The sequence below is a fragment of the Spongiactinospora gelatinilytica genome (genome assembly GCF_003236385.1).
GTDB classification, from domain to species: Bacteria; Actinomycetota; Actinomycetes; order Streptosporangiales; family Streptosporangiaceae; genus Spongiactinospora; species Spongiactinospora gelatinilytica.
This window is the reverse complement of the sequence record NZ_POUA01000247.1, coordinates 1-11,765: the sequence shown is the minus strand read 5'-3', so window position 1 is coordinate 11,765 and position 11,765 is coordinate 1. Positions and strand designations below refer to the sequence as shown.

The following is an 11,765-nucleotide window of genomic DNA, read 5'->3' as shown; positions in this document are numbered from 1 at the left end:
GGCCAAGGACGAGGCGCGCGATGACCTGCTGCGCGCAGTAGGCGCCGACCCACGGGCCGCCGAGCCCCGCGCCGCCTGCGACGCCACCGAGACGCTGTCCGCGCTGCGCGTCGCCTACCGGCGTCGGCTGCTGTGCCTGGCCGCCAGAGACGTCACCGGCCTGGCCCCGCTGACCGAGGTCACCGCCGAGCTGTCGGAGCTGGCCGGGGCCGCCCTGGAGGCGGCGCTCGCCATCGCCAGGGCCGGGGTGGGCGAGGCGGCCGGCCAGGTACGGCTGGCCGTGATCGGCATGGGCAAGTGCGGCGCGCGCGAGCTCAACTACATCAGCGACGTTGACGTCGTCTTCGTCGCCGAGCCGCGCGACGGCGTGGCCGAGACCGAGGCGCTGGCCGTCGCCACCCGGCTCGCCCAGGCGACGATGCGCGCCTGCGGCGTGAGCACCCCCGAGGGCACGTTGTGGGAGGTCGACGCGGGGCTGCGCCCCGAGGGCCGCGCCGGGCCGCTGGTCCGCACCCTGGGCAGCCACCTCGCCTACTACCGCCGGTGGGCCAAGACCTGGGAGTTCCAGGCGCTGCTCAAGGCGCGGCCGGTCGCCGGAGACGCCGCGCTGGGCGCCGAGTACACCGCCGCGGTCGGCGAGCTGGTCTGGCAGGCCGCCGCCAGGCCCGGCTTCGTCGAGGACGTGCAGGCCATGCGCCGCAGGGTCGAGGCGCACGTCCGGGCCGACGAGCAGGGCCGCCAGCTCAAACTCGGCCCCGGCGGGCTGCGCGACATCGAGTTCGCGGTCCAGCTTCTCCAGCTCGTGCACGGACGGCACGACCCGCTGCTGCGCCGTCGCGCCACCCTGACCGCGCTCGCCGCCCTGTCGCGCGGCGGCTACGTCGGCAGGGACGACGCCAGGGCGCTCGCCGAGGCGTACGCGTTCCTGCGGCAGGTCGAGCACCTGCTCCAGCTCCACCGGCTGCGGCGCACCCACGTCGTGCCGGAAGACCCCGCCGCGCTGCGGCGGATCGGCCGGGCCCTGGGCATGACCACGGACCCGGTGGGGGAGTTCACCGACCGCTGGAAGCGGCACGCCATGGAGGCCAGGCGGCTGCACGAGAAGCTGTTCTACCGGCCGCTGCTGCAGGCGGTGGCGCGGCTGCCGGGCGAGGAGGCCCGGCTGTCGGCCGCGGCGGCCAAGGCCAGGCTGGAGGCGCTCGGCTACGCCGACCCGCAGGGCGCGCTGCGCCACATCGCCGCCCTCACCGGCGGGGTGTCCAGGCGGGCGGCGATCCAGCGCACCCTGCTGCCGGTGATGCTCGGCTGGTTCGCCGACGCGCCGGACCCCGACGCCGGGCTGCTCGGCTTCCGCCAGGTCAGTGACAAGCTGGGCACCACCCCCTGGTATCTACGGCTGCTGCGCGACGAGACCGCCGTGGCCGCGCGGATGGCCAGGCTGCTGGGCACCAGCCGCTATGTGACCGGGCTGCTGCTACACGCGCCGGACGCGGTCGCCATGCTCGGCGCCGACGCCGAGTTGTCGCCGCGTCCGGCCGGGGCACTGGCCGCCGAGGCCGCCGCCGCGGTGGCCCGGCACGACGACGCCGAGAGCGCCGTCATCGCGGCGCGGGCGCTGCGCCGCAAAGAACTGTTCCGCACGGCCGTGGCGGACCTCGTGGGGGTCCGGGACATCGAGCAGGTGGGCATGGCACTGTCCGAGCTGAACGACGTCACCATCGCGGCGGCCCTTTCCGCCGCCGCCGGCAAGGTGGCCGCCGACCTGGGCGGGGCGCTGCCCACCCGGTTCGCGGTGATCGCGATGGGCCGGCTCGGCGGGTTCGAGTCGTCCTACGCCAGCGACGCCGACGTGATGTTCGTCCACGAGCCGCTGCCCGGGGCGGCGGAGAAGGACGCGACCGACGCGGCCTTCGCGGTGGCGAACGAACTACGGCGGCTGCTGGCCGTACCGGCTCCCGATCCGCCGCTGCACATCGACCCCGACCTGCGGCCGGAGGGCCGCCAGGGGCCGCTGGTGCGCAGCCTCGCCTCCTACGCCGCCTACTACGCGCGCTGGTCGTCCCCCTGGGAGGCGCAGGCGCTGCTGCGGGCCCGGTTCTCGGCGGGCGACGAAGGTCTCGGGGCCCGGTTCACCGCCCTGGTCGATCCGCTGCGCTACCCGCGCGGCGGCGTCTCGGCGACCGGGCTGCGCGAGATCAGGCGTCTCAAGGCCCGCATGGAGGCCGAACGGCTGCCGCGCGGCGCAGACCCCGCGCTGCACACCAAACTCGGCCCCGGCGGCCTCGCCGACGTGGAGTGGGTCGCCCAGCTCATCCAGCTCGGGCACGCCCACACCGTGCCCGGCCTGCGCACCACCCGCACCCTGGACGCGCTGCGCGCCGCCGTGGACGCCGATCTGCTCGCCGCCGGCGACGCCGAGACGCTGACCCACGCCTGGCGCTTCGCCTCCCGCGTCCGTGACGCGATCATGCTGGTCAAGGGCAGGGCGGCCGACTCGATCCCGGTCGGGCTGCGCGAGCGCGTGCTCATCTCCCGCGCGCTCGGCTACCCACCTGACGCCTCAGAGGACATGCTGGACGACTACCGCAGGGCCGCCCGCCGCGCCCGCCGGGTCGTCGAACGCGTCTTCTACGGCGACGGCACCTGACCGTCGCCTTCGCGGGGCCCAATGTCGTCGAACCCGTTGCGGGCGGTGGCGGCTGCGTGTATCAACGGTCCGGGTGATCCACATGATTTCCATTTACCTGGACTTGGCGATCGGCTCGGCCGTCGCCTTCTTGTTACTCTCGTTGCTGGTCAGCGGACTGAACGAGGGCGTCGTCAGGCTGCTGTCGATCCGCAGCAAGTTCCTGTGGGCCTTTCTGCGCGACACGCTCGACGGGGCCCCCGGCGGCAAATCCTGGATTCCCAAGCGGATCCGCGACGTCTTCATCCGCCTGCCGTTCGCCGAGGACCCCCGGCCCCGGCACACGCCCGAGCCCGCGCCCGCGGTCGTCGCCGCGGTGCCGCAGGCCGACGCGGACCGGCGCGGCGAGCCTACGGACCTCACCGGGCACCTGTACGAGCGGCTGCGTGAGATCGACCATCCCAAGCGGGGCCGCACCAGCATCGCCACCATCCCGCCGCAGCGATTCGCCCTGGCGATGATGGAACTGGTCTCGGCCGACCCCAAGGGCGTGCCCGGCCTGCTGGAACGGCTGAACGCGATGGGCAGCCCGCTCTACGGCCACCTGAGCGGCGTGTGGAAGAGCGCCGCCAACGACCTGGAGCGCTTCCGCAAGGGCACCGAGGAGTGGTTCGACGGCGAGATGCAGCGGCTCACCATGCTCTACCGGCGCTACGTGCGCTGGGTGGTGCTGTCGCTGTCGCTGCTGGTGGTGCTGCTGTTCAGCGTGGACGCGCTGGAGTACGGCAAGGCGCTGCTGCGCGACCACGCGTTCCGCGCGGGCGTGGCGTCGATCGCGACCGGCGGCTCGGAGGGGCTGGCCGCGCTGAAGCAGCGCTGTACCGCCACCGGCGAGTCGGCCGACCCGTACGTGTGCGTGACCGAGACCCTCAGCTCGCCCGCCATGGTGCAGATCTTCGAGCACTCGCTGGTCAGCATGCGGATGCCGCCGGACGGCGGGAGCCCGGCCGTGTCATGGAACATCGAGACGTGGGCGCGGCGGCTGATCACTCCCGGGCACTGGCCGGGGTTCCTGATCTCGCTGGTCGCGCTGCTGTTCGGCGCGCCGTTCTGGTGGGACGCGCTGCGCCGGCTGACCGGCTTTCGCGGCCGGTTCACCAAGTAGCCGCGCTACCCCGGCCGGGGGCGGCGACGTACCGGGGCGCGCGGACGGCGTTCCGAGCCACCCGACTTCGCCGCCGCCCCGATCCGGTGCCGGATGCGCCGCCTGCGCCGGTTGCGCGACTGGGCGCGGTGCTCGGCGTCGAACAGGTCCAGCAGCCGGTCCAGGTGGACGAGCACCTCGGCGTGCAGCCGCCACTCGGCCGACCGCGCGGAGATCCACGGCGCGAGCGCGTCGGCGAACTCGTCTCGCCGCCGCCGCCCCTCGGTGAGGTGGCGGCGCAGCGCCTCGTCGTAGGCGCGCACGTCGCGGACCACCTCCGAGCGCACCAGCAGGCCGAAGGCCCGCATGCACTCGGAGACCTCGCGCAGCGCCGAGCCGAGCCGGTCCCTGGCCTCGATCGCGTACACGCCGCCGTCGTGCAGGTGCTGGCGGTCGGCCAGGGACCGGGCCAGCCCGCGCAGGTTGACCGCCGAGTACTCCAGCGTCTCCAGGCCGCTGCGCAGCGCCGTGCCCATCGGGTGCAGCCCGCCCGCCCGGGGATTGAGCCGCAGGCTCTCCTCGGCGTGGCTGAGCGCGCTGTCGGTGCGCTGGATGTCGCGGCCCACCTGCCGGGCGTCGCGCAGCAGCGCGGGGAAGTCGGGGCCCTCGCCCTCCCCGGCCGCGCGGTGCTCGCCCGGCCACAGCCCGTCGGCCAGGCGGTCGGTCAGCTCGCCCAGCCGGCAGCCGAGGTCGCCGATCGCCTCCTGAGCGGTCTCCATGTGAACCGGGGAGGCGATCAGCCCGGCCAGCAGCCCCATGCCCGCTCCGACCAGGGTCTCGAAGACCCGGTCGGCCGCGCCCGCCGGGGTGGCCGCGCCCAGCGCGAAGATCAGCATGGCGCTGATCGGCACCTCCAGGATGTGATCGCCGAGCCGGGCGGTGTAGCCGATGACCAGCGAGGTCGCGATGGCCAGCCCGAGGGTCCACCAGGTGAACCCCACGGTCCCGGCCAGCAGGACGGCGATCAGCACGCCGACCACCACGCTGGCGATCCGCTGGATTGCCGACCTGATCGTCTGGTACAGCGTGTACTGCACGACGAGCAGTGCGGTGAGCGGCGCGAGCAGCGGTTTCTCCGCCAGCGGGAGCACCAGGGCGACCAGGTAGGCGGCCACCGCCGTCACCGTCAGGCGGATGATGAAGACGGCCGTGGGCTGCGCGCGCCGGGTGGCGAGCAGGACGGGTCTGACGCGTCTGGACGTCTGGGTGAATTGCGGCATCACCGGAAACAGAGGTAGCGGACGGGGCACTTCGGAGAAGCGACGCCTGCCCACCGGGCCGCCGGGTATGCCGGTGCGCTCCGGTAGTTGGCGGTGCTTTACCCGTCCGCGGTGGGTCAGGAGTTGGCGTACCTCAAGATGACGTCGCCGTGGCAGGCGGCGTCCAGGTCGCACGTGCACACCACGTCCAGGCCGCCGGCGCGCCTGCGCAGCTCCTCGATGGTCGTGGGCGGGCGTCCAGGGGCGCTCACGACGCCTCCGGCGAGCAGGTCGCGCTCGTACAGCCCGGCGGCCTCCTCGGCGGTGTACGGGCCGTACGGCCGCACCTTGTACGGGTTGCCGAACCTCGACGGCCGGGTGATCACGACGGAGTCCGGCGGCTTGTGCCAGCCCTTGAGCCGGTGGCGCGGCGGCTTCTGGTGGCGGCGCGGCATCGTGTCCCCCTCCCCGGCGGCGCGACCCCAGGAGGCCCACTACCCCCATCCCGGCCCGGACACGCCCACGGCCCCCACGTCCGGCGGGGACGCGGGGGCCGTGGGACGGCGCCGGCTACACGTCGTAGTACAGCTCGAACTCTAACGCTGTCGACCATCGTCGCAGGCTAGACCCGCGATAGCCCCTCTGAGCTGTGAAGACGCATCGTTGGACATCGTTGGCTGACGATGGCTGAGGATGGCGTTTTGCGGACCTCTTGCGGACTAGGCGCGGACTGAACTACCCCACAGATGCGGCGGGCCCCGGGCGGTATGTGACCACCGTCCGGGGCCCTTCGCTCTCCGCTCTCCTCAGTCGCCCAGCGGGAAGCGCGCAAGTAGTTCACGGACCTCTCGCACGTCAGTGAATGGGGCCAACCTGCCGAGGACGACACGAGCCCGCTGGGTGGTGCGATCGCTCGCCACGTCCGTCGAAATGTCAAGCATGCGCTCTGCTGTGCGTACGGCCTCTTCCGGCTCGTTCGCGTCGATCAGGGCCACAGCGAGCCACGATAGGTACAGCGCCAATTCACGCACATGCGTCGCGTCGTATCGGCTGAGCACGTCGGTCAGGATGGGCACGGCACGCAGCGGTCGGCGCAGTTCGGTGTAGACCCGAGCTTCCATGATTCGCAGTTCTCCGGCGTTCACCCAGTAGAGGTACGCGGGACCGTCATGGTCGCGGTCGTTCGCCAGCGCGCTCTCCGCTTCGCCGAGAGCGCGCATCGCCGCTTGGGCGTCACCCTCTCGGGCATGAGCCCACGCCGCTCTGTCCCAGGCGAGCGCGCGTGCGCGGCCGGGAGCATGCGAGGCCACCGTGAGGGCCGCTTCGGCGAGTTCGACCGCACGGCCCGTGTCTCCGAGGTTGGTCACCTGATACGCGAGAGCGCCCAGGATGTTCGACTCCAGGGCGGCATCGTCGGCTTCGCGAGCCGCGCTGATCCCCAGCCTGTACGTCGTCTCGGCCTGCGCGTGCTTTCCAGCATCCGAGGCGATCCATCCGGCGATCTGCGCATACTCGCCGATCACCGTAAGCAGCGCAGGGCGAACTACGTTGCTGTGGGTGCCTTCCCGGTAGAGCCGAACGGCGCTGTCCAGTTCGCGGAACGCTGGCTGGATGAGGTCATCCCCGCCCATGACATCGTCGGCGAGTCGGAGGGCGTGTACCCGGGCTGTCAGGTCGGTCACGGTGCTCATGCCGATGCGGCGACCCTGACGCGTGGTGAGCGGCTTGAGGGGATCGCCCTCGGGAAGGATGCGGGCAAGGACTTCCGCCGGGGTGCGGCGGGGTTCCTTGAGCGGATCGCCGAACAGCTCGTCAACGTCCACGCGGAAGACCTTAGCGAGCAGTATCGGCGACGGGTCGCGCGGTACGTGCCGCCCCGTCTCCCAGTTGCCGATCGACCGGACCAGCGAGGCCCGTTCCGGCATGCGGATGCCCAGGCTACGACCGGCCTCATCGAGCAGCTTCGCCAGTTCCTTCTGTGACCAGCCCTCGGCCTGCCGTGCGCGTCTCAGCCGAGCGGCGAGGGGAGGAAGGTTTCCCATGACTGCTACCTCGGGGGGCCGGGTGACTTTCCTCTAGTTTCCATCATCGCCGACTGGTCGCGAGTGGTTACGGAGAGTTGAGTTAGGAGCACTCAGAAAGCAGTCGGGGTCCGCAGGCGCGGACACGCCGTGCGGACCCCTTGATCGCAGAGGAGGTCTGCGACCCGTGACAGATGATAGACGGCCCGTAGTGCCCAAAGGGGGCATGATCGGATTCACCGCCCAAGACGACGGCCTGTTCCTCGTCTGGGAGGTCGAAGCCGGTGGCGACGGCGCGAGCGGCGTAACCAATGACGAGGTCGCGGCGGAGAGGGACATGCTCGACGCCCTCGCAGCCTTCCGGCACGGACGTGGCCGGGTCCGGTACGCCCGGCTCGCCCCCGCCGCACGCGGCACCATCTACGACCACCGATACGGCACGACCCTCATCACCGCGCACCGGTCGGACGGCGTGACCGTCTCCGTCGCCGGGGATGCGTGGGAGGACGCCCTTTGAGCGGGTACGGCGGCGCGGCGAGGGAGCTTGGCGCGCTGTCGTGCCGTACGGCGGGCCGGCGCGGGCCCGCCCGGCGCGGGCAGTCGTTGAGCGGTGCTCTCGCTGCCCGCGCCATCCAGACCACGGTACGGCCCCGCCCGATCGCCCCGGGGCCGTACCGTCCCGCGCGAGGGATTGGTAGTTCCTCGCGCCGCGCGGGCGGGCCGTGGTTGAGCGCCCGCCCGCGCCCTCTCCTTAGGGGGGTGCAGTGGACGATCTGACTCCCCAGCAGCAGGCCCAGCTTGCCGCCATCGCGACCACCTACCCCGGGTGGCACATCGTGGTGCATCACGGATGGTGGTGGGCCACCAAGCACAGCCCGCCCACTGCGGAGCAGAAGGCGGCCGGGGTATTGCCCCAGTTCGCCCGCCCTGGGCCGCACGAGATGGTGGCCGCGCTGAACGTGCAACTCGGCATCCTCGCCCGGATGGGCGCGGCCTGACCCGCTCGGCGGGACGTCCGGACGGGCGTCCCGCCGAGAACATGAGCGAGCCCCCATCGGAGCCGGTCCGGTGGGGGCTCTTCCCTGTCGTCACAGCGCGGGCACGATCAAACCCGTACCCGACACGACGCTGACGGCCTTCGGCTGGCGGCCAGAGGCGAATGCGCTGTACCCGTAGGCCACCAGGCGAACGCCCAGACTCGCCGACAGCGGCTCATCGAACCGAAGCTGCGCGGGCGCGGCGTTGCCCTCCTCCATGAGGATGCAGTCCCGAAAGTCGGCCACGATGATCCTCGTCTCATTGGTGCCCGCGCCCAGGTTGGTGGGCATGTTGCCCGACGCGACGAACGGCACCAGCACGTTGCCCTGCGGCCCGGTGCCGTAGTCGGTCGGGTTGGTCGTGGTGCCCATCGGGTTGAACGCCACCCCGGACGGCTCGAACATCGGCCGGCCGGTGGTGTCGCGCTCGGCGAGCAGCCACGCCCACAGGTTCGGGTGCGACACCATCGCCGTGGGGCCGGTGAACCGCCCGGACATGACCTTGCCCACCGCATCGGCCAGCTTGGGCCACAGCTCAGGGATCGTCGGGGTGGCGTCGGTGTAGGTGATCCCGTTGACGCCGGAGACGTTGAGCAAGCCGAGATGCTGCCCCGACGTGCCGGACCCGTTGATGATCTGCGCGTCGAGCTGCGCGGCGTACGCCGCGGCGAGGTCGGCGAACAACACCGCCTCCACGATCGTGCCTCGCTCGATCGCCTGCCGGGAGGTGTCCACGTACCCGCCGACCGTGACCACCGGCACGGACAAAAGCGTGTCGTCCAGGTCCTGGTTCGACAAGGTGGCGTTCTGCGTGGCCTGAACTCCCACGATGGTCGGCGTGGTCACGCGCGGGATCTCCACCGTCATGCCCTCGGCGGGCAGCGCGAGCCGACGACACAGGTTCGCCACCGGCCGGCCCGCGCGGGCGTACTCGGCGAACAGGTCGTCGAGGTACTGCGGCGGCACGAACCCGGCGACCGCGCCCGTGGTCATCGCCCTCTTATGGAAGTCCGGGTTATCGATCTCGACTTCGCGGCCGTGGCGGGCGAGGCGTTCGGTCGCGCCGGGGTCGTGCCGGACCTGGGCCATGTACAGGTCGCGCAGGAACGACGGGCCGGTCACCCACGCGGCCATCACGGTCGGCCTGCGGCGGCTTGTAGGTGCGCTCTTCAAGGCCGATGCGGGCTACCCGGGTAGAGCCCGTGAGGTGGACGCCGGTGGGGTAGGTCTGTTCCTGGAGACGGGTGATCTCCTCTTCTTCCTGCTTGAACTGCCGAAGTCCGGTCAGCTTGCCGCTGAGTTCCTTCACCAGGTCTGAGGCCGCGCGCTTCTCGGCGACCAGGTCGTCAACCTTCCGCTCCTCGTCCAGAGTCAGGAGGTCCCGGTTCTCGTGCTTCACGCGGGTGAGGATGCGTTCGGCCTTGGCTTCGGCGTCTGAGACGCGGCGCTGAGCGGCGATCTTCTCGCGCTCTGTCTGCTCGATCAGGTCGTCAATGGTCATGGTGATGCGCCTTTCATGGGCAGGATCGAATAAGGGGAGTGATCAACTGCCCGCGTCCGCTGCGGTCCCAGGGTGCCCGCTGTTGGAAGGCCCCGGCCGCGCGGGAAGGCGCTAACCACAGGATAGATCACAGGCCGGACGTTTACTGCCCCTCTGGGGCTGCGTACCAGTCGATGCTGTGGGTCAGCGTGCAGTCCGCCCAGTGGTCACCTATCCCCGCGTACGGGCACAGGGGTCGCCCGTGGCCACGCACGGACGCGACCGACCGCACGCCCTTCTCCTGATTGCAATGCCGGCCACATGAGGGGCAGCCTCCGGGGGGACCATGCGCCGGACGCCAGGTGTCCATCTGGAGCTGCGCGCCGGGGTTCAGCGAGATCGGCGGGTCGTGGTCGATCTGGTTCGCCCCCGCGTGGCCGCAGATCCAGCACACCGGGTTCTCGGCGAGGAACACCCGCCGTAACCGCCGGTACGGCTGGGAGTCCTCACTGTGACGAGACATTCAAGATCATCCTTGTGATTTTGTCGCGGAGAGAAATCCATCGACTGGGTGCGTGGGTCGATGGCACTCATGATCAAAACTCCGGCCTGCGGACGTCACGCCGCGTCGGTGGTTGCCCGGCAGGTCGGGCAGATGGGGTTGCCGCCCTCGCCGTACCGCTGGCACATGGCACCGCACTTGAGGCAAGGACCGAGGTTGTGACCAGAAGTACGGGAGCCCATAGGCGAGTAGCCGTGACCGCGTGTGTCTCCCTGCACTGACCTGGAGGTTGATGCGGTATCCGACGCGGTATCGGGACGGGTACCGGGTGATGCGGTAGCGGTACCGCGTGGGTCGTCATGCGGTAGCGGTCCGGTGCGGTTCGACGCGGTACCGGATGCGTTGCCGGGTTCTGACCTGGGGTTTCGATGCGGTATTCCTTGACCCTCACTCCCGTGGTGGTATTTCTTGTCCCAACCTCCCTCAGCCGGGTAGTGATCCCGCAGCCACTTCGACGCCCGGTGCCAGTACGTCGAGCGCTCCTCTCCCTGCCCCTCCTCGATCTCCAGCTCGGCGAGGCCGAGCAACCGCAGGTCCTCCAGGTGGCGGCTCGCCGTACGGCGATCGACGCCCACCGCTTCGGCCGTGCGCGCCGTGGTGAGCTGATCGGGGTCGTGTTCGCCACCGAGGGCGATGGTGTGCAGCTCGGCGGACAACAGCGCCTCCATGACCCTCACGCGCAACCTCGGCACGCAGTCGATGGCGACGCGGTGCAGGATGCCCCAAGCGGTCTGCGCGTCGCAGCCGATGGCCTCCAAGCCGCCCAGCAGCCGCCGGAACTGCCCCACGAGACGGCCGGTTCCCTCCGGCTGGGGAAGCACGACGACCTCGCGTGTGTAGCTGTCGCGCTCGACGGCGGTACGGGCCCGCGCGGTGAAGGTGGCGAGGTCGGCCAGATGCCGGGCCTCTTCGGGGTCGAGCGGCCGGGTCACCTTCGACAGGTCGGCCCCTGTGATCAGACCCGTCATCGCGGCGGCCAGCTCGGCGCGCATCTGCTTCTGGTTGCCGCCCTGGCCGAGCGCGCTATGGGCCATGGACATGGGGTCCACGTCGGGTAGGCGCAGAAGGATGTAGCGGTCGCCGAGCGCGCCGACGACCTGGTTGTAGCGGTCGATGCTCGGCGTCACCCCGCCGATGAGGCCGCATTTGCCCGACCAGGACAGCACGCGGCCCCCGCCCGCGCCGACCGGCCGGTCCCATGACCCGTCGTAGACCTCCCGCAGCGCGGCGAGCGCGGCGGCGGATACGTCCTTGTTCTGCGACAGCACGGAGGTGAAGTCTTTGCACAGGATGATCCCGTACTCGCCGATCTGTCGGAGCAGGCCCCCGGTCGAATCCTTGTCCCGGTCGCGGTTGGACACTCCGGACAGCAGTGCGCCCTCGGTGACGGTGGCCGCCGCGTAGATGTAGTGCAGGCTCGCCACCGCCTGGAGGACTTCGGTCTTGCCGCTCGACGGCGGGCCGACCAGCAGCAGCCACAGCGGATCACCGTCTGCGTCGTTGGCCACGATGGCGGCGGCGACGACCAGGACCGGCGCGTCGTCGTCGATGTGCAGCCATTTCTTGAAGACGGCCAGCGCTTCGCCGAGCGTCATGGGCGTGATGGGCTCGGCGGCCGGGCGCGGGGTCTGCTTTG

10 protein-coding genes and 1 pseudogene are annotated in these 11,765 nt (G+C 71.2%); 5 read left to right on the top strand and 6 right to left on the bottom strand.

The window, feature by feature from the left end:
- Together C1I98_RS26255 and C1I98_RS26250 are read left to right on the top strand one after the other, a co-directional pair.
- Positions 1-2,647, top strand: a 2,647-nt coding sequence (locus tag C1I98_RS26255) for a bifunctional [glutamine synthetase] adenylyltransferase/[glutamine synthetase]-adenylyl-L-tyrosine phosphorylase (protein WP_111170101.1), incomplete at its 5' end; no start/stop codon positions are given.
- 82 nt (positions 2,648-2,729) lie between these two features.
- Positions 2,730-3,791, top strand: coding sequence for a hypothetical protein (locus C1I98_RS26250; protein ID WP_111170100.1), 1,062 nt, complete (start codon positions 2,730-2,732; stop codon positions 3,789-3,791).
- A 5-nt stretch (positions 3,792-3,796) separates the two neighbouring features.
- Here C1I98_RS26250 and C1I98_RS26245 read toward each other — a convergent pair whose 3' ends face one another.
- From C1I98_RS26245 to C1I98_RS26235, 3 genes are all read right to left on the bottom strand, one after another.
- The gene (locus tag C1I98_RS26245) at positions 3,797-5,050 is read right to left on the bottom strand and encodes an FUSC family protein (protein WP_111170099.1); all 1,254 of its coding nucleotides are present in this window, start codon (positions 5,048-5,050) and stop codon (positions 3,797-3,799) included.
- A gap of 116 nt (positions 5,051-5,166) precedes the next feature.
- Positions 5,167-5,484, bottom strand: a complete 318-nt coding sequence (locus C1I98_RS26240) for a DUF4326 domain-containing protein (protein ID WP_111170098.1) — start codon at positions 5,482-5,484, stop codon at positions 5,167-5,169.
- A gap of 351 nt (positions 5,485-5,835) precedes the next feature.
- A complete protein-coding gene (locus C1I98_RS26235; protein ID WP_111170097.1) occupies positions 5,836-7,071 on the bottom strand; it encodes a helix-turn-helix domain-containing protein in 1,236 nt (411 codons plus the stop codon).
- Positions 7,072-7,276: 205 nt separating this feature from the next.
- On the opposite strand from C1I98_RS26235, the gene C1I98_RS26230 reads away from it, so the two are divergent.
- Together C1I98_RS26230 and C1I98_RS26225 are read left to right on the top strand one after the other, a co-directional pair.
- Entirely contained in the window at positions 7,277-7,567 is a 291-nt protein-coding gene (locus tag C1I98_RS26230; RefSeq protein ID WP_111170096.1) for a hypothetical protein, read from the top strand.
- Between the two features lie 247 nt (positions 7,568-7,814).
- Complete coding sequence (locus tag C1I98_RS26225) at positions 7,815-8,048, top strand: hypothetical protein (protein WP_111170095.1); 234 nt, start codon at positions 7,815-7,817, stop codon at positions 8,046-8,048.
- A gap of 90 nt (positions 8,049-8,138) precedes the next feature.
- On the opposite strand, the gene C1I98_RS26220 is transcribed toward C1I98_RS26225, so the two are convergent.
- Together C1I98_RS26220 and C1I98_RS40675 are read right to left on the bottom strand one after the other, a co-directional pair.
- Positions 8,139-9,221 (bottom strand): phage major capsid protein, encoded by a 1,083-nt coding sequence (locus tag C1I98_RS26220; protein WP_111170094.1) that lies wholly within the window; start codon positions 9,219-9,221, stop codon positions 8,139-8,141.
- A complete protein-coding gene (locus tag C1I98_RS40675; RefSeq protein WP_146607633.1) occupies positions 9,103-9,588 on the bottom strand; it encodes a hypothetical protein in 486 nt (161 codons plus the stop codon). The genes C1I98_RS26220 and C1I98_RS40675 overlap by 119 nt, the downstream gene beginning before the upstream one ends.
- Before the next feature lie 341 nt (positions 9,589-9,929).
- Between C1I98_RS40675 and C1I98_RS41725 the strand changes: the two genes are divergently transcribed.
- Entirely contained in the window at positions 9,930-10,082 is a 153-nt protein-coding gene (locus C1I98_RS41725; RefSeq protein WP_158558187.1) for a hypothetical protein, read from the top strand.
- A 103-nt stretch (positions 10,083-10,185) separates the two neighbouring features.
- Here the strand turns inward: C1I98_RS41725 and C1I98_RS26215 are convergent.
- A pseudogene (locus C1I98_RS26215) lies at positions 10,186-11,765 on the bottom strand (hypothetical protein); the annotation flags it as partial.

Coding starts and splice junctions, on each gene's coding strand:
- C1I98_RS26250 (WP_111170100.1), top strand. CDS start 2,730: ATGATTTCCATTTACCTGGACTTGGCGATCGGCTCGGCCGTCGCCTTC.
- C1I98_RS26235 (WP_111170097.1), bottom strand. CDS start 7,071: ATGGGAAACCTTCCTCCCCTCGCCGCTCGGCTGAGACGCGCACGGCAG.
- C1I98_RS40675 (WP_146607633.1), bottom strand. CDS start 9,588: ATGACCATTGACGACCTGATCGAGCAGACAGAGCGCGAGAAGATCGCC.
- C1I98_RS26245 (WP_111170099.1), bottom strand. CDS start 5,050: ATGCCGCAATTCACCCAGACGTCCAGACGCGTCAGACCCGTCCTGCTC.
- C1I98_RS26230 (WP_111170096.1), top strand. CDS start 7,277: ATGATCGGATTCACCGCCCAAGACGACGGCCTGTTCCTCGTCTGGGAG.
- C1I98_RS26240 (WP_111170098.1), bottom strand. CDS start 5,484: ATGCCGCGCCGCCACCAGAAGCCGCCGCGCCACCGGCTCAAGGGCTGG.
- C1I98_RS26220 (WP_111170094.1), bottom strand. CDS start 9,221: ATGGCCGCGTGGGTGACCGGCCCGTCGTTCCTGCGCGACCTGTACATG.